The sequence below is a fragment of the Methanocella sp. MCL-LM genome (assembly GCF_049676595.1).
Classification (GTDB): domain Archaea; phylum Halobacteriota; class Methanocellia; order Methanocellales; family Methanocellaceae; genus Methanocella_A.
In genome coordinates this window covers 2,199,652-2,216,542 of sequence record NZ_CP187259.1, presented here as the reverse complement: position 1 = coordinate 2,216,542, position 16,891 = coordinate 2,199,652, and the positions used below count along the sequence as shown (strand labels likewise).

The window sequence follows — 16,891 nt, the reverse complement described above, 5'->3', positions numbered from 1 at the left end:
AAAATTTTTTTATAAATGCGACGGATTTCTGTTGTTAAAGGGGATGGTTTAGAATGAGAACCCGAAGACTGATAATCGGACTATTGTTGTCCGTGCTAATGTCTGTACTGTTCGTAGCAACGGTAACTGGTATTGCGCTCGCAAACGTACCGGGCGTTGCTCTCAACGCTCCCCCTCCGCCGCCGGCACCAAACGTGCCTGTGCAGGGAGGAGAAGGGCTCGTCAAAGTAGTAGTATCGCACAGAGACACCATGGTGCCTGCAACGCACTATGTTGATCATGTCTACCTCTTCGACGGTACGAACCTGATCAAGGAATGGAAGTACACGGAAGCCAACGCAAACCCGAACGAAATCTACACTGAAGCGGCTGTGATACCGGCCACCAAGGATATGAACCTGAAGGCCATCGCTCACTGCACACTTCACGGCTACAGTTCGGCAAATGTTATGGTGACCGTGCTACCAGCGGGTACCACGCCACAGCAGATGGTCTCGATGAACGTCAGGAACGCTGGCTTGCAGATCAACGGCATAGCGGACCCATCTCAGGCAGCCGGTATGATCAACGCTCAGGATGCGGCACTGATCAGGCAGCTGCAGGCTAAAAGCATGAGTGATATCCAGCAGCACCAGATGCAGACCACGCAGTTCTTCCAGACCAGCGAAGGTAAGCAGTTCCTGAAGCAGTTCGACTTTACGGCCAAGCAGGGCATGCAGCAGGGCCAGCAGCAGCCTGGCATGCAGCAGGGTGCCCAGCAAGCTGGGATGCAGCAGAGCATGCAGCAGCCCGGTATGATGCAGCAGAGTGCGCAGCAGCCTGGCATGCAGAAGACTAGAATGCAGCAGAAGGGCATGCAGGACATGCAGCAAGGCAAGCAGCAGGGTCAGCAGGCAGGTATGCAGCAGGGTATGCAGCAGCCCGGTATGCAGCAGCCCAGTATGGCCGGACAGTCGGCCTCCGCCAAACAGATTCTGGAAAAAGCCAAATCGCCCGGTGTACCACAGACTGTCTGGACTGACTCGATGGGCAACATGATCAATGGACAGCAGGCTATGCAGCTGGGTAAAGCCGCTGCGCAGCAGCCGGGTATGCAGCAGGGTATGCAGCAGGGTATACAGCCGGGTATGCAGCAGGGTATGCAGCAGCCCGGTATGATGCAGCAGCCGGGAATGATGCAGCCTGGTGCTCAGCAGGCAGGTATGCAGCAGCCCGGTATGCAGCAGCCTGGCATGCAGAAGACCCCCGGTAACCAGACATCAATGGCCGGCGGCCAGCAGATGCGATAATGCCTGAATAGGTCATCGTATTGCGGCCCCTCGCATATACAATATAAAAATATTCAATGGCCGGCTTAAGAGCCGGCCATCCTTTTTACCTGCATGTTTCATTAGGCTGCAAGACAATAAGCTGGTATGCAGCATCACGGCATCAAGGACATCTGCGATACGATCCGTGTCAGATTTGACTCCATGGATAAGGCAAGAGAACAGTCTCTGGCACTGTCCAGGAAGATCACGAGAAACTCTGGAGACGCCATTAAAGCCATTCACAGGGAAGAGTGGGAGCAGTCGGCCAGACTGATCGACGAAACCCGGGCGCTGGTATTACAGGTCAACGAGATCCTCAGGGACTTTCCTGACATCTATTACTCAGGCTACGTCGGTAACGCGCAGACTGAGTATGCAGAAGTATCTATACTCAACGCTGTGCTGCATGGCGAAAACATCCCTTCTCCCGATCAGCTCAACGTAGACTATGCCGCCTACCTGAACGGGGTGGGGGACACAATCGGAGAGCTACGCAGGCACATCCTCGACCAGATCCGCACCGGCCGGCCTGAAGAAGGTGAACAATACCTCGACCTGATGGATGAGCTATACACAGAACTGATGTCCTTCGACTATCCCGATGCCATCACCCACGGCCTGCGGAAAAAGACCGATGTAGCCCGATCCTTAATCGAGCGCACCCGCGGCGAGATCACCAACGCCCTGCAGATCAAAGACCTCAAGCAGGCGATGGGGAGCTTCGAGCAGAAGATTAAATAATCCTCTTACGAGGAAATTTTTCACCATGGCGGCACAGTTCATTATTCTGACAACTGGATATCAAATGATTGAACCACGGCGGCACGGCTCTTTATCCTGACTACTGGAGGGCAGGTGTTCTAACCACGGCGGCACGGCGACACAGAGACAAATCGAGAAACGATAGCATGATGGTTAGTTGAACCACGGCGGCACGGCGACACAGAGACAACCTTACCCGAATAGCAAGGCCCTCTTTTTAGTTCCACGGCGGCACGGCGGGCTGACGGCACGGAGACAAATATGTTTCGATTCCTTCAGGCTATCGATCGAAAGTCAGGCTGAAACCATTGGACAGTAAGGGTATGGTTAATGCTCTGTCTTGGTGTCGCCGTGGACATAAAAAGAGTTCACTTTTACCGGTTCACCACTGTCTTGGTGTCGCCGTGCCGCTGTGGTTTTATTTACCACTGGCTTGTAGTGGATCGCCCTGTCTTTGTGTCGCCGTGCCGCCGTGGTTCAAATATTTAATTAGTGTTATTTTCCTTTGGCTTTGAGGTAGAGTATGCTGCCCCAGAAGATCCAGCCGAGGAAGGCCCAGGCGTAGAGTACGAGAGATGCGAGGATGACGACTCCTGCGATGACGTTGTCCATGGTAACCAGCGAGGAAGGGTCGAACTGGCCGGCACCTGTCGTTGGGTCTACCGGCGCACCGTATTTTACAACAGGCATATCCGGGTCAGGTGGGGGACCATATTTGCCTCCGGGGGATATGATGATGACGGCCAGGATAAAAGCGATGACACCTTCGATCATAGCGACGACTCCTGCAATTCCCGTGACTATTACTTGGCTGATCAGGCCGAACAGGAGGTATTTTTTACAGAAGTCGATGATAGACATAATATTCCCTTCTATCGCTGGCTCTATTTAACGGCTGTGCTGCCTTCTTTTATCGCTTGCAGGTGGCAGATCACAGGTTTCCCGGTTTCCATGTCCCACAGGTGTAAGCTGTTGCCCATGCAAACCGGCCACCACTCGCAGTCTTTACATTCGCCGGTCTTCTTCCACGAAGAGTCCCGGAACTGCTTATACTGGTTATCCCATATATGTTTGAACCGGTCTTTTCTGACGTTGCCCTGGATCAGCGATCTAGGGAGGTTCGGGCATGCGCTGATGCTCCCATCGTATAATATGCTGGCAATGTTGATCCCGGCGGGGCAGTAAAAGAGGTTGTCTCTAACCCGGCCCTCGTAGTCCGGCCCCAGGAAACCCTCTTCCTCAAAAGTAACTCTCAGTCCTTTTTTCTTCCGGGCTTCGATGATGAAGTCAAGCAGCCCTACAAGCTGCTCTGCGCTTAACCTGAAGCGGGGATCATCTTTAGCTCTGCCGATAGGGTTAACCGTAAGCAGCCGCCACTCGTCTACTCCCGCCGCAGAAAATACATCATAGAGCTGCCGCAATTCGCCGAAGTTATAGTCGCTGACGCAGGTGGTAGCCTGTACCACGGCAAAGTAACCGGATGCCTTGAAAAGTTTCAGCGCATTCACTGCCGTATCAAATGAGCCTTCCAGCCGCCGGATATGATCGTGCGTTTCCCGCAGCCCGTCAATGCTGACCGTCACCGTGCTCATGCCGGCTTCCCGACAATTATTAATCGTCGTGTCGTCGATCAGCGTCCCGTTCGTCACCATTCCCCACCTGAAACCGAGGCTTCGGGCATACTTCATCACCTCGAACAGGTCTTTCCGGAGCAGGGGTTCCCCGCCAGTGATCGCCAGCATAATTCTCCTGGCATCGAAGTCTTCGGCTACCGACTTGAACGTGGCCATAATCTCTTCGGTGCTCAGTTCTTCTGAAAGGCGAGGACCGCAGTCGCTACCGCAATGCCTGCACCTTAGATTACACGCGTGAGTGCACTCCCAGAACAGGTAATTCAGCCGGTGCTCCTGGCGCTCTTTCGCTACCCGGCCCTGCCACCACCGCAGCTGGCCGAGGCGGATAATCTGCTCCATCACGGGGGCTTTCATTGGTATTGAGTTTGCGGGTATGGTATATAAAAAGTTTGAGAATACCTGCCTGGCGCCGACTATTATCTTTACATTTCATGGAATACAGGATATGATAGTTCTCATGTCGATTTAATCGTCCTCCCAGACCTCTATACCTCTCTGACCTCCCAGTTTGAATTTCCTCCTTAACCTCCAGTACCTCCCTGACCTTTCCTCCAGACCTCCGGGCACTCCCTCTACTCCGGCATTTCGTATGCTATCATGCAGCACGCCGAAATTCTGATATACTCGAGTCGTTAACAAGGGGAGTCATTGGTGAGGCCTGTGAGCGAAGGAATTTTCAAGCGCTACGATAAGCAGATCTGGATCCTTACCGGAGGCTCTCTGATCAACAGCTTCGGCTTTTCGATAGCCTATCCTTTTATTTCGCTCTACCTCTTCAAGTACCGCGGCATACCGATGACCGACATAGGTATGGCTTTGCTGATCGCTGCGGTCATAGGCCTTGGAGGCCAGCTTATCGGTGGCGAGCTGTGCGACCGGATTGGCAGGAAGGCTGTCATGGGCATTGGCCTCGCGCTGAATGCTGTCGCCTTCGGCCTGCTGACTGCGGCTATCCTCTTCCAGGCAAACTACTTCGTGTTTCTGGCGTTGCTGTGCCTGCGGGAGATCGCAGGCGGCCTGTACCGGAATGTGCCTACCGTTATGGTATCTGACGTGGCTGCCCCCGGCGATCGAAACGGGGCGTTCAGCCTGCTGCGCATCGGAGGTAACCTCGGGTTTGCCCTCGGCCCCATCGTGGGGGGAGTCCTGGCTACCTACTCGTATGCGTACATGTTTGCTGTCACGATGATCACCAGCACCATCTTCCTGCTGATCACCATCTTCCTGATGAGGGATACCCGGCCGGAGAAATGCGGAGTCACCATGGCGAAGGGCCCCGCAAACATCCTGGCCGACCACCCGTTCCTGTGGTTCTGCATCGTCTCGGCAGCCATCTCGCTCGTCTACTCCCAGATGCTCAGCACCTTCGGCACCTATTCGGGCAGCTACGGCCAGATCAACGAGACCATGATCGGGCTGCTCTTCTCGCTCAACGGCTTCATGGTGGTCTTCCTGCAGTACCCGATAGCCGTCTTCCTCGAGCGGTTCAAGCTGACCACCTCCCTGATCGCCGGCTCGCTTTTGTACGCGGCCGGGTTCGGTATAGTGGGGCTGTGTACCGGCTTCTGGCCGCTGTTCCTGTGTATGTTCGTCATATCTATGGGAGAGCTTGTCTTCACTCCGCCGTCCATGAACATCGTCGCCCGCATGGCCAGCCCCGAGAACCGGGGGCGCTATATGAGCATATCCGGCGTCCTGGGCAACGTCGGCTTTGCCATCGGGCCATTTATCGGAGGCTTCCTGATGGACGTTTTCTCGGAGAGTATAGCCTTCATGTGGTTCATCTTAGGCTTGCTGGCAGTCGTATGTGTGCTCGGATTCCTTGTACTGCGGTCCACCGTGAGCGGCGAGATCGATCGATCCGAAGGGGTGGCCAGAGTCTACCCGAGGCGGCACCGGTAAAGCTTATAGATTGTATGGTCATCCCAACAACTTTTTGATTGTCAGGTACCGTTTACATGAAGCATAGTCGCTACTGAAACTTTTTGTACGAGTGCCCGTACCTTTTACACGAAGTACGCAAGGTACGCGAAGTACGCGAAGTTATACGATAAATCATTTTCCAGCATGCCGTTTTTACCGTACTTTGAGTACTTTGCGTACCTTGTGTACTTCGTGTAAACGGTACCTGAAAGTCCCAAAAATTTTAATAATTACTATATTTCTTTTACGTTGTGTAAATCGTACAGGCAATAGTATGCTATTTTCCCCAACGATGATCATGCTGGGCAAAAATTTATTTATACCATTTTCTCTTATTCAACGAGTACATGAAATATAGGCCTTTCATAATCGTTTTACTGATTATATTTATTGCATATGGATTGGTATCAGGGTTACTCTACGCCGTAAACCTCGAGCTTACCAGCGATCACGTCGTGCCCGGGCTGGTGGCCATGGAGCTGTTTAAAAACGGCAACATCCAGTACGACTATCCGGCAGAGGACCCGTATTTATTCACCGATATCTACACCTTCTATCTCATCCCGCAGATCCTGACGGGCTTCAGCCCGCTGGCCTTGAAGCTGACCGGCTTTCTGGTCTTCGTGCTGGTCCTGGCTACCTTCTCATACCTCGTTTACCGGTATGCCGGGCTGATCAGCGCCTTAATCTTCACGGCGCTGCTCGCGAACGTCAGCCAGTCTTCCTACTATTACTTCTTGAGCCCGGAGTACCACGTGGGTACACTGCTGGCAACCGGGTTGCTCATCCTGCTGTTCAATCCTGAGACCATCAAGACTGCCAGCAATAAGCTGCTAGCTCTATACCTGTTCATATTGGGCCTGGTCGTGCTCTCGGATAACTTAATCATCGCGTATTTCCTCGTCCCATACCTCATCTATTACCTCGTACGCTACAAGTTCTACAAGTCTGACGGCACCAGCAAGGCTGGCAGAAAACAGGCTGCCGAAAGGGCTTCCGAAGGTAAGAAAGTCACCGGCATCTTACTTCTGATGGGGATAATATCCGTCTTCATCTATCTCTACAAGAGGTACCAGCCCACGATATTGCCCACGGTGCTGCCCCGCTTCCTGCGGAAGCCCGGAGAGCTGCTGAGCCTGGATTCCACGATCGTCGACCGTCTGGTGCTGTATTTCCAGTCGATCACGATGCTCGTGAGCCGGGACCTCTTCAGCCTCCTGACTAACCCGCTTTCCATAACAGCCATTGCTATCGCCATCCTGTTCCTCCTGGTGCTGGGCTATGCGATCATCCGGTATGACCCAAAGGCGAATTACCTGAACATCATGTTCCTGAGCTCTTTCGGGCTCATGTTTATATCATACGTCTTTACCACTTACGCCACAGACGACATCTCGGCCAGGTTCCTCATCCTCAGCGCCGTCTCGATCTTCGCGGTCATCGCGCTGGCGTTCAGGGAAAATGAAACTGAGGACAAGCGTAACCTGATCTACCTGGGAGCGATTTTACTACTCTTACTGGCAACTGTGCCTGCCAGCCTGTCGAGCATCGCTGCATTAAGCTACAAACCGAACGAGCAGCACTACCAGGTTATAGATTTCCTCGAGGATAACAACATCACAGTTGGTTATTCTGGCTACGACGATGCTAACCTGCTGACGTATTTATCGAACGACCGGGTAAAGCTACGCTTGATCCGCGAAGCCCCGCCTGGCTACAGCCGCCCTGTTCCTAAGGGGTGGATGGAAAACATCTGGCTCAGCTCCGAACGCTGGTGGTGGACCCTGCCGAAGAGCTATGCAGTCGTGATCAACAACGACTCAGAGCTATATCCGCCTTTAAACCGCGTAGTCACGGCTTACCCGCCGGAAGAGACCCTTTACTTCGGGAACTATACGATCCTGAAATATTCAGATAAGTGATGAGTTGAAATGCCTGTATGCCAGTGAGTCCGGTTCAAATTATCTGACCAGTGAGCGTCAGGCAAAATCTTTTATTGTAAAAGGTGATTCATTACCAACGTATAGTAAAATTGTTACCTTACAGGTAATCTGGAGATTAAATTATGTCAGAGTTCCCATGCGACAAACCGGTACTGGTGACCTGCGGCCTGCCCTACGCTAACGGCTCCGCCCACATCGGCCACCTCAGGACGTATATACCCGCGGATATGTTCGTGAGGACCCTGAGAATGATGGGCCAGGAAACCGTCTTTGTCTGCGGTTCGGATGCCCACGGCACTCCCATCATCGTCAACGCCGAGGAGCAGAAGATCACTCCTCGCCAGCTGGTTGACAAGTATCACGTTCAGTTCGACTCCGTCTTCAAGAAGTGCGGAGTTATCTTCGACAGGTACGGCAATACCGATGACCCCACGAACCACGCCCGCACGAAGTCTATAGTGACGGAGCTGCAGAAGAACGGGCACATCTTCTCAAAAGAGATCAAGGTAGCCTACTGCCCGCAGTGCCAGCGCGGCCTGCCGGACCGGTACGTGGAAGGGGTTTGCCCGTACTGCAGCTCGATCGCCCGGGGCGACGAGTGCGACATCGGCTGCCAGCGGCACCTCGAGCCGGGAGAAATCCTCGACCCCAGGTGCAAGGTTTGCGGCTCTAAGGCAGAGGTCAGGACCCAGGAGCACTTCTTCTTCAAGCTTTCGGAGTTCGGAGAGTTCCTGCAGCAGTACCTGAACACGGTCCACGCCACTCCTAATGCGGTCAACTACGCCATGGAATGGGCGAAAGAGCTGAAAGACTGGTGCATCACCAGGAACCTGGACTGGGGCGTCAAGTACCCGGGCCACGACGACCTTGTCGTGTATGTCTGGGTTGATGCGCCTATCGGCTACATCGCATTCACTGAGGAGTACGCGAATGCCGCCGGCAAGAACTGGGAAGACCTGTGGAAGGGCGACAGCCGCATCATCCACTTCATCGGCGGGGACATCATCTACCACCATTGCATCTTCTGGCCCGCGATGCTCAAGGGCGCCGGCTACACGCTGCCCTGGGGAGTCGTCGCTTCGGGCATGATCAAAGTGAACGACAAAAAATTCAGTAAAAGCAGAGGCTACATCGTGTGGGTCGAGGACGACTACCTCGCTCACGGGTTCCACCCGGATCTGCTGCGCTATTACATCCTCAGCTACACCTCTCATACCAAAGACATTAACTTCTCCTGGACCGAGTTCCAGACCAAGATCAACAAAGAGCTCGTCGGCAGCTACGGCAACTTCGTGAACCGTGTCCTGACATTTATCGACTCCAAGGGCGTCGATGTCAAGGGCACGATCGATCCGAAGATCGCCGAAGCCATTAAAACGGCGATGGATACAGTCAAGACCGAGATCGCCAACTATGAGTTCAAGAAGATCTGCGACTCCATCATCACTCTCTCGGACGTCGGCAACACCTACTTCCAGGGCCACGAGCCGTGGAAGCTGATCAAGGAGAACCCTGCAGCCTGCGAGAATGTGCTGTACAACTGCGTGCAGATCGTGAAAGCCCTGGCCATCCTGTCCGAGCCCACCGTGCCCGAGAAGGCGAAGGAAATCTGGGGCATGCTCGGCTACGACCCGGCAACACTGGCCACCACCCGCATCGATGATGCGCTGGTACCTTACGAGAACCGCCCGAGGCCGAAGCCCGCCATCCTGTTCACCAAGCTCGAAGACAAGAAGATTGCGGAGATGACAAAGATCATGGACGAACGCGTAAAGGCAGCCGAGGCAAAGCTCAACGGCAGCAAGATCCAGGAAGAGCTGGCACCCCAGCTTCCGCCTATCACTATAGACGACTTCTCGAAGATGGAGCTGAAAGTTGGTAAGGTAGTAGCCAGCGAAAAGATTAAAGGCAGCAAAAAGCTGCTCAAGAACCAGATCGACCTCGGTGAGGACAAGCCCAGACAGATCGTTTCAGGCATCGCCGAAGTCTACACCCCCGAAGAGCTGGTAGGCAAGACCGTCATCGTCATCGCCAACCTCAAGCCGACCAAGATCATGGGCGTCGAATCCAACGGCATGATCCTGGCCGCAGACTCGAACGGTGCTACACTGCTTACAGTCGAAAAGCCCTCCGAGCCGGGCACCAAAGTAAGATAAACCTTTCAGGGCGAGTTATTCGCCCTCTCTTTTTGGGCTCGTGAGCGTGGACGAACGCTGCGCTGTGCCATGATCACAGATTGTTACAGATTTAACAGATTGCACAGATGACGATTTTGGATAAAAAGAATAATGTGAGCCAATTTCTTTTGGATTATCGATCAGTATCTGTGAAATCTGTACAATCTGTCGTAATCTGTGATCTGGCACAGCGCAGCGTTCGTCTTGCTGTTTCACGTCATCTGAGCAATCAGTTATGCACAGCGCAGCGTTCGTCTTGCTGTCTCACGTTATCTGAGCAATCAGTTATGCACAGCGCAGCGTTCGTTTTGTAGTTCGATTACCCTGCATTAGGGCTTATAAACAAAAAATTCTGTTGTCCCTCATCTGTTTCTCCAGCCATAGAAAAGCTTTAACCCTATCACTCACATACAACAGAAAACATCTTGGGCTATAGGTGGTAGTATGGCGTTACCGGAGTACTTTAAGTGTGTCATCACGAACTGGGATTATATCTACGGGCTTTGCAGGAACATCTCTAAAGACGTGCGAAAATCCGAGTACCATCCCGACGTGATCGTGGCGCTGGCCCGGGGCGGCTGGTTTGCCGGCAGGGTGCTCTGCGACTTTTTGAACCTGAACGATCTGACGAGCCTGAAGATCGAGCACTACACTGGTACTGCGAACGTTTCCGAGGGGCCAAAAGTCCGGTATCTGTTCGACGGCGCGTCTGTCAAAGGCAAGAACGTGCTCATCGTCGACGACATCACCGATACCGGTAAAAGTCTGCTGACCGCCAGGGAATACATCTCCAGATACGAGCCGGCCTCTGTCAAGACTGCGACCTTGCAGCACTTGAATTGTTCCCAGTTCAAGGCCGACTATGTCGGGGAAGTCCTCGACGAGTGGGCGTGGGTCGTTTTCCCGTGGAACTTCATGGAAGACATGTGCGATCTGACCTGCCAGGTGGCGAACAAGGAAAAGCTGAAGGTATTCACTGTCACTGATATCAAGGCCTGCCTGAAGAAGTATCACCAGATCGAGCCCACCTATTTCGAGATCAGCCAGCCGGGGCGCATGCACGAGATCATGTGCGAGATGGAGTACCGGGGTAAGATCCGCTCTGCAGGCAGCGATCGCTGGCAGTTTTTATCATAAGTGAGGTGGGGCAGCGTGGTGAAAGTCGGCACCGACCTCATTAAGGTCGGCATCATCGGTGGCACGGGCATCTATAACCCTTCAGGTATTTCAGTGGAAACCCGCAGGAAGCTCGCCGCTCTGCCGGAACGGCAAACGATGACTAAATAAGCCCGGGGGTATCGCCATTTCTGCAGACATCATAGAAAAGACCGACACGACTCTCTACATCATAGAGCGGCAGGATAAAAGCGCACGCATCACCTGTACCACCGGTAAAGTCATGATCAGCATGAAGCAGGGGATCGATAAGGATATCCTCGCGTTGATTCTAATCTCGCTCTCCGAAGTGGACTCCACCGTGGTCTACGAGTTCGAGGCCCTGTGCCCTTACGACGCTATCAACAGCTACCGGCAGGATGACTACATCGTCATCTCCTATTCCAAGGCGGACGAAGCCTACAAGACCATCTTCAACGTCCCGTTCTCCCGCAGGAAAGCGCTACGGAGACTTGCGTTAAACCTGATCGAGCGCCTCAAGGTCGCCGACGTCGACATGCCCATCCTCTGGGACGGTAACCCGTCAAAGATTAACCAGTTGTACGAGGTTTTAGGCGACAGCGCCAGCTGGCGGCTGCAGGTTATAGAGGCCAACAAGGAAGCTTAATTCTACTTAATTTTCCCAATTCTCCCTGGCCGGCAATTAAAATACTATTTGTATAAAAACGGAGTGCTTCGATGCCTTCCAACCGCCTGTGCCGGAAAACCTTTATTAAGTAGTTCACCGAATAAGGCACACAACCATTTAAGCCCTTTGAGGAGCCGCACGATATGGAAGTAAAATCACCTCGCACTGAAGCTACGTTAAACGCTAACACCAACCAGGTTGTCACGGATACTATGATCTCCATCGCCGATAGCCTGATCGACGTTGCCGATTGTATCGATGCTTCCAGCCTCGACGAGTTCGCGAACCTGCTGATCTCGGCTAACCGCATCTATGTCATGGGAGCAGGCCGTTCCGGTCTGGTCGCGAAGTCGTTTGCCATGCGCCTGATGCACATAGGCTTCCAGGTGTACGTAGTAGGCGAAATCGTCACCCCTGCAGTCACCGCCGGCGACGTAGTCGTAGCCATCTCGGGCTCGGGCAACACCCGCACCATCTCCGAGTTCGGCGACATCTGCAAAAAGCTCAAGGTGAAGCTGGTCACGGTTACCACCAACAAAGACTCCACTCTGGGCAGGATGTCTGACCTCGTGGTAATTCTCGACAACAAGCAGAAGCCGAACCCTGGTAAGGAATATATGGAACGGCAGCTGCGGGGCAACCACAAATCCCTGACTCCTCTCGGCACTTTGTTCGAGCTTACGGCTGCGGTCTTCCTCGATGCCTTCATCGCCAAGATGATGGTGATCAAGGGCGTGGACGAGTCGTTCCTGAAGCAGAGGCACACTGTGCTTGAGTAAGCCTGATAGTGGCTTACTCACCAACAACTTATTTTTCAAAGCATATATATACAATCGCATAATAATATTGCCGCCATTTGGAATTTTATGGCCAATAAATCAAGCAGCAGCCTTTTTAAACCATAACGCAGATTTATGGTATATGCACTTGCCGAGAACAGGATTGTTTGCCTTATTCATGTTTATAGTAGCTGTTGCCCTGTTCTCAGCTGCGGGTTATTGCCAGGAGAGTATTCCTGTTTTTAACATGACGCTGGAGATAAAAGAGACTGGTGCTCTGCATTATAAGATTGTGCAGACCATGCCATCGAGCAGGGATGGGGTAACCAGCGCCAGGTTCGAACTCCAGAAGCAGTTCCGGCCGGAGAACGTGTCAGTATACGACTATGCTACGGGCAAGCCGTTGAAGTACGACCTGAAAGAGCTTGAAACCGCAGATGCGTATACTGTTCACTTCGATCGCCCTTACTTCACGGGGTACACCTTTGCTGTCGAATACGATAACCACAACCGCATCGTAGACGAAGGGAAAGGCGTTTACAGTATCGGCTACCGGCCCGGCGTCGATATCAATAAAGTCGAGCGGATCTCGACGGTTATCCTGCCCCTGAAAAATTTTACTTACCTGGACTATAATCATGCCCTGGACAAGCCCGTATCTGTAGAGAAAATCGACGGCAGGACGACCATTCGGTTCAGGAACGTGAGCAGCGCTCCTGCAGACTATGCGTGGGAGATCAAGTTCCGGGCCGTTGGCATCAAGGACGAGCTAAAGACGCCGAAAAGTGGTGCGCCAGTTTCAGTGCCCGGCATGACAGCTTTTATTTCTCTTATTACTCTTATCGCAGCAGCGCGGCTGGTTAGAAAGCAGCCGTAGAACAGCCTGTGGGAAGGGTTCGCATGCAGAAATGGAAGCTGGCAATAATAATCCTGGCAGTTGGCATAGCTATACCTCTGGCATGTATAAGCTTAGATCAGCTAAGCCTCTCCGGTGAAGATTCGATCGTGTTCATCGAGCATAAAAACAATACCCGGGGGCAGCTCGTATACGGGAACTATACCGGTAAAACGATCTCCGGGGAAGAATATGTCTACGATGCGGAAAACTCTGTTCTTACCTGCGTAGATAATTCCCGGATCAACAGCTCGCTTAAACTACTGGTTGGTACTACCCAGAGCCTGATGCAGGATGCAGGATATGGTATCTCCACCCGCTTGCTTGGTGTCTCAGCCTGTCCGGCAAATACCGACGGGATTAATATCGACGACGTGCTCGATGACGGGACTGTGCTTCTGAGGTATAACGGCTCTTCAATACGGCTTTCTCCCGGCCAGCGGTGGGTCAGGGTCTACTCCGAGAACGTAGAGACAGACGGCTATAGGGTGAAGCTTACCAATACTGAGATCATCCGGAACAATGGTAAAATCCGGCTGGCGTCGAATTATACTTAAAAAAGAAATTTAGGCTTCGTGCTGGTGATGCTATTTATCCCAGCACTCTGGCATAGACGGTCTCGTCCCAGTCGAAAATTTCCTGGAGTCTGTCGCACATTTCTTTTGCCAGCTGGGAGGCGTTCATATGCCGGTATTTTTGTTCGAGGTCGTCGAGGAACTCGTGGGTCCAGGTGCCGGTCATCTTGAATTCGATCTCGCACATCTTGGCGAGTATCTCCTTTTTGGTCATGTCGACGCAGCCTGTAGGATAGCAAACTTCTACCGTTTCGTCCAGGTTTTCGATGCCTTTGATCTCGTTGTCAAGCAGGTGCTCGAATTCGATTCTCATGTCGGTCTCTCCGGTTACATCCCTTCATTTAAATGCCGTTTTCGCCGGCTTCTTCGATCTCCCACCCGAGCTTTTCGGTGATCACCCAGTAAGCCATCTCTGGCGGTATCGCTCCGATCTCCGTGCAGATCAGGTCGATGTAGCTGTGCGGGGTTATGTCGAACGCCGGGTTTGCGATCTTGAGGTTGGGCCACTTTTTCTGCATCTCGGGGCTCAGCACTTCCGAAGGATCTCTTTCTTCGATCTCCACAAGTTCTCCGAGCAGTGTTCTGGGGCTGAACTTATAGGTCTCCGCCGCTACTATGAAGGGTACCCGGGCTTCGTGTGCGGCGAGCGCCAGCTGAGAGGTGCCTACTTTGTTGATGAGGTTCCCGTTGACGGTGATCGCATCCGCACCCACTACGACCGCGTCGGCTTTCTTCATGTTGTACCGGACTGCGGAGTCGAGGATCAGGGTGGTCGGTATACCGGCTTTTTGCATGATGTCAACCGTAACGTAACCCTGCATCCTGGGGCGGGTTTCGGTCGCGATGACGCTGATATCTTTCTTTGTTTTGAACGCCGTCTGGATGATCTGGGCTGCGGCAGACGAGTTACAGTGGGTCATTATCGTGTAGCCGTCTTTAATCCGCCTGGCACCGATCTCTCCGATTCTCTTTACGGCGTTTTCCGATCCGGTGACAAACGCGTCTGCGTTGGCGATGATCTGGCTGCGGGCTTCCTCGACCGTTGCTGCCTTGTAGCGCATGACGATACGCAGGGCGTTAGGTAGCGATACTGCTGTTGGGCGAGTCAGGTACAGCATTTTGTATGCCGCTTTCATCTTTCCGTTGAAGTCGTCGAGACTATCGGTCTCTATAGACTTCGCTTCGTCTTTCAGGGCAAGAGCTGCAGCTCTGGCGATCCTGCCGGCTCCCCTGATCTCCATGTTCCTGATCTTTTCTGCGGTTTCCAGTAAAATTGTCATCTTCTATTGCCCTCTCGGAATGACGACGTCGGTTTGCAGTAGTATACATGGATAAGAAATGTTATAGCCTTTTGCATATCCTGACTCAGCCTCGAAATATTGTACTTATTTATGCCTGTTAAAGAGCACTTTCAAATATATAAGAAAACATTGATAATAGCTTCAGCTATTGTTTACTTTATTAAACCAGCGGGTATCGGGGATATTGGTGAAAGAGAAAGTTCTGGTCGTTGAAGATGAAGCGATCGTTCAGCTCGACATTAAGAACCGTCTGATCAATCTCGGCTACGAGATCGCTGGCACGACTGCTTACGGAGAAGAAGCTATCAAGAAAGTAAGCTCTGACTGCCCGGATATCGTACTGATGGATATCGGCCTCAAGGGTAAGATCGATGGCATCGAGGCCGCAAGCCAGATCAAAGCGCTTCATAACATTCCTATTGTCTACATGACCGCAAACTCGGACTATACTACCCTGCAGAAGTCCAAGCTCACCGGCCCGTTCGGCTACATCCTGAAGCCGTTCGACGAGCGGGAGATGAGGACGACCATCGAAATGGCACTATACAAGCATAAGATGGACGCAGAGCTGAACGAAACGAGGCACCTGCTGGAAACTACCTTAGACAGTATCAGCGATGCTGTGATTTCCACTAACTCGCAGTTACTTATCACCTACATGAACTCCGCAGTTGAGGCCATTACTGGGTGGAAGGTGGCCGAAGCCCAGGGCAAAAACATTCACGATATCGTTCATATCATCGATACGGAAACCGGCAATAAAGTCGAGTGCCCGATCGCTAAGGTCATGGAAACTGGTGTCGCCTGCTCCTCTAAAAGTATGATGACAATGATCAGCCGGACAGGTGCCAGGTGCCAGGTAAACTGCACCTTATCCCCGATCTTCAATAGCAAGCGACAGATCGATGGCGTAGTCTTCGTCTTCAGGGATACCACGGAGGAGTACCGGGCTATGGAAGCCTTCCGGGCCAGCGAGTCAAAGCTGGCTAAAGCGCTCACTATGGCTCATATGGGTAACTGGGACTGGGATCTGGTAACTGATACCCTCTGGCTGTCCGACCAGTCGAAGAAGCTATTTGGGATTGAATCAGTAGAATCGGAATTTAAGTTAGTCCAGATAGTATCTTACATAATCCCTGAAGACCGGGAGGTTCTGGCAAGGATATTTAAAGGGGTTACCCGGGACATGCAGTCTACTAACTTCGATTTCCGGATTATTCGGCCGGATGGTGAATTACACTACCTGCATGATGAAGTTGAGTTTATCCGCGATGAGCAGGGTAATATCGTGCGTATTTTCGGCACTGCTCAGGATATAACTAACAAGGTGCTGGTTGAGCAGGCGCTCCGTGAAAGCGAAGATAAGTTTTCCCAGGCTTTCAGATACAATCCTCTGCCAATGGGAATAACAACCCTCGATGAGGGCCGGTTTGTTGACATAAACCGGCGTTTTTCCGAGGTGTTCGGGTATACCGGGGAAGAACTCATCGGAAAAACTTCTACAGAGCTAGATATTATCTCCTCTGAGGATCGGGCTATCCTGGTTGAGCAGCTCTCCAGATATGGCCGGATCATCAATGCCAAGGTCCGGTTCCGCGCGAAAGACGGAAGTTACCCCGAAGGCAAGACTTCGTTTGACGTAGTAATGATCAACGGCCGGAAGCACCTGCTGTCGATCTTCACCGATAGTTCCGTGGCCGAAAAGCATTAACTTCTATACAGGAACCTGCTTAACAGCATGGATCTTAAATTCGACCAAAAAGTACATTTCAAAATATAGCCATTTTT

17 protein-coding genes are annotated in these 16,891 nt (G+C 52.4%); 12 read left to right on the top strand and 5 right to left on the bottom strand.

Features of this window, described 5'->3' with window-relative positions; translation table 11 throughout:
* The first annotated feature begins 98 nt into the window (after nucleotides 1–98).
* Both ACPLPM_RS11485 and ACPLPM_RS11480 read left to right on the top strand, forming a co-directional pair.
* Entirely contained in the window at nucleotides 99–1,289 is a 1,191-nt protein-coding gene (locus ACPLPM_RS11485) for a hypothetical protein (protein ID WP_424356914.1), read from the top strand.
* 126 nt (nucleotides 1,290–1,415) lie between these two features.
* A complete protein-coding gene (locus ACPLPM_RS11480) occupies nucleotides 1,416–2,051 on the top strand; it encodes a haloacid dehalogenase (protein ID WP_424356913.1) in 636 nt (211 codons plus the stop codon).
* Nucleotides 2,052–2,567: 516 nt separating this feature from the next.
* On the opposite strand, the gene ACPLPM_RS11475 is transcribed toward ACPLPM_RS11480, so the two are convergent.
* A complete protein-coding gene (locus ACPLPM_RS11475; RefSeq protein WP_424356912.1) occupies nucleotides 2,568–2,933 on the bottom strand; it encodes a hypothetical protein in 366 nt (121 codons plus the stop codon).
* A gap of 23 nt (nucleotides 2,934–2,956) precedes the next feature.
* Nucleotides 2,957–4,060, bottom strand: a complete 1,104-nt coding sequence (locus ACPLPM_RS11470) for a radical SAM protein (protein ID WP_424356911.1) — start codon at nucleotides 4,058–4,060, stop codon at nucleotides 2,957–2,959.
* Between the two features lie 306 nt (nucleotides 4,061–4,366).
* Between ACPLPM_RS11470 and ACPLPM_RS11465 the strand changes: the two genes are divergently transcribed.
* The gene (locus ACPLPM_RS11465; protein ID WP_424356910.1) at nucleotides 4,367–5,608 is read left to right on the top strand and encodes an MDR family MFS transporter; all 1,242 of its coding nucleotides are present in this window, start codon (nucleotides 4,367–4,369) and stop codon (nucleotides 5,606–5,608) included.
* Between the two features lie 104 nt (nucleotides 5,609–5,712).
* Here the strand turns inward: ACPLPM_RS11465 and ACPLPM_RS11460 are convergent, their stop codons facing one another.
* On the bottom strand, nucleotides 5,713–5,847 hold the full coding sequence (locus tag ACPLPM_RS11460) for a hypothetical protein (RefSeq protein WP_424356909.1): 135 nt from the start codon (nucleotides 5,845–5,847) through the stop codon (nucleotides 5,713–5,715).
* Nucleotides 5,848–6,030: 183 nt separating this feature from the next.
* On the opposite strand from ACPLPM_RS11460, the gene ACPLPM_RS11455 reads away from it, so the two are divergent.
* The 8 genes from ACPLPM_RS11455 to ACPLPM_RS11420 all read left to right on the top strand — a co-directional run bounded on the left by ACPLPM_RS11455 (nucleotide 6,031) and on the right by ACPLPM_RS11420 (nucleotide 13,784).
* Nucleotides 6,031–7,551: a hypothetical protein gene (locus tag ACPLPM_RS11455; protein ID WP_424356908.1), complete on the top strand. Its 1,521-nt coding sequence runs from the start codon at nucleotides 6,031–6,033 to the stop codon at nucleotides 7,549–7,551.
* A 143-nt stretch (nucleotides 7,552–7,694) separates the two neighbouring features.
* Nucleotides 7,695–9,728: a methionine--tRNA ligase gene (gene metG, locus ACPLPM_RS11450; protein WP_424356907.1), complete on the top strand. Its 2,034-nt coding sequence runs from the start codon at nucleotides 7,695–7,697 to the stop codon at nucleotides 9,726–9,728.
* A 465-nt stretch (nucleotides 9,729–10,193) separates the two neighbouring features.
* Nucleotides 10,194–10,886, top strand: a complete 693-nt coding sequence (locus ACPLPM_RS11445; RefSeq protein ID WP_424356906.1) for a phosphoribosyltransferase — start codon at nucleotides 10,194–10,196, stop codon at nucleotides 10,884–10,886.
* 15 nt (nucleotides 10,887–10,901) lie between these two features.
* On the top strand, nucleotides 10,902–11,036 hold the full coding sequence (locus ACPLPM_RS11440) for a hypothetical protein (protein ID WP_424356905.1): 135 nt from the start codon (nucleotides 10,902–10,904) through the stop codon (nucleotides 11,034–11,036).
* Between the two features lie 112 nt (nucleotides 11,037–11,148).
* Nucleotides 11,149–11,532 carry a hypothetical protein gene (locus ACPLPM_RS11435; RefSeq protein WP_424356904.1) on the top strand — a complete coding sequence of 128 codons (384 nt, stop codon included), beginning with the start codon at nucleotides 11,149–11,151 and terminating at the stop codon, nucleotides 11,530–11,532.
* A gap of 164 nt (nucleotides 11,533–11,696) precedes the next feature.
* Nucleotides 11,697–12,332, top strand: coding sequence for a 6-phospho-3-hexuloisomerase (hxlB, locus tag ACPLPM_RS11430; RefSeq protein WP_424356903.1), 636 nt, complete (start codon nucleotides 11,697–11,699; stop codon nucleotides 12,330–12,332).
* A gap of 247 nt (nucleotides 12,333–12,579) precedes the next feature.
* Nucleotides 12,580–13,209, top strand: coding sequence for a hypothetical protein (locus ACPLPM_RS11425; protein WP_424356902.1), 630 nt, complete (start codon nucleotides 12,580–12,582; stop codon nucleotides 13,207–13,209).
* A 23-nt stretch (nucleotides 13,210–13,232) separates the two neighbouring features.
* Nucleotides 13,233–13,784: a hypothetical protein gene (locus tag ACPLPM_RS11420; protein WP_424356901.1), complete on the top strand. Its 552-nt coding sequence runs from the start codon at nucleotides 13,233–13,235 to the stop codon at nucleotides 13,782–13,784.
* A gap of 34 nt (nucleotides 13,785–13,818) precedes the next feature.
* On the opposite strand, the gene ACPLPM_RS11415 is transcribed toward ACPLPM_RS11420, so the two are convergent.
* Both ACPLPM_RS11415 and ACPLPM_RS11410 read right to left on the bottom strand, forming a co-directional pair.
* A complete protein-coding gene (locus ACPLPM_RS11415; protein WP_424356900.1) occupies nucleotides 13,819–14,115 on the bottom strand; it encodes a hypothetical protein in 297 nt (98 codons plus the stop codon).
* A gap of 28 nt (nucleotides 14,116–14,143) precedes the next feature.
* A complete protein-coding gene (locus tag ACPLPM_RS11410; RefSeq protein WP_424356899.1) occupies nucleotides 14,144–15,082 on the bottom strand; it encodes a ribose 1,5-bisphosphate isomerase in 939 nt (312 codons plus the stop codon).
* 208 nt (nucleotides 15,083–15,290) lie between these two features.
* Between ACPLPM_RS11410 and ACPLPM_RS11405 the strand changes: the two genes are divergently transcribed.
* On the top strand, nucleotides 15,291–16,814 hold the full coding sequence (locus ACPLPM_RS11405; protein ID WP_424356898.1) for a PAS domain S-box protein: 1,524 nt from the start codon (nucleotides 15,291–15,293) through the stop codon (nucleotides 16,812–16,814).
* The last annotated feature ends 77 nt before the right edge of the window (nucleotides 16,815–16,891 follow it).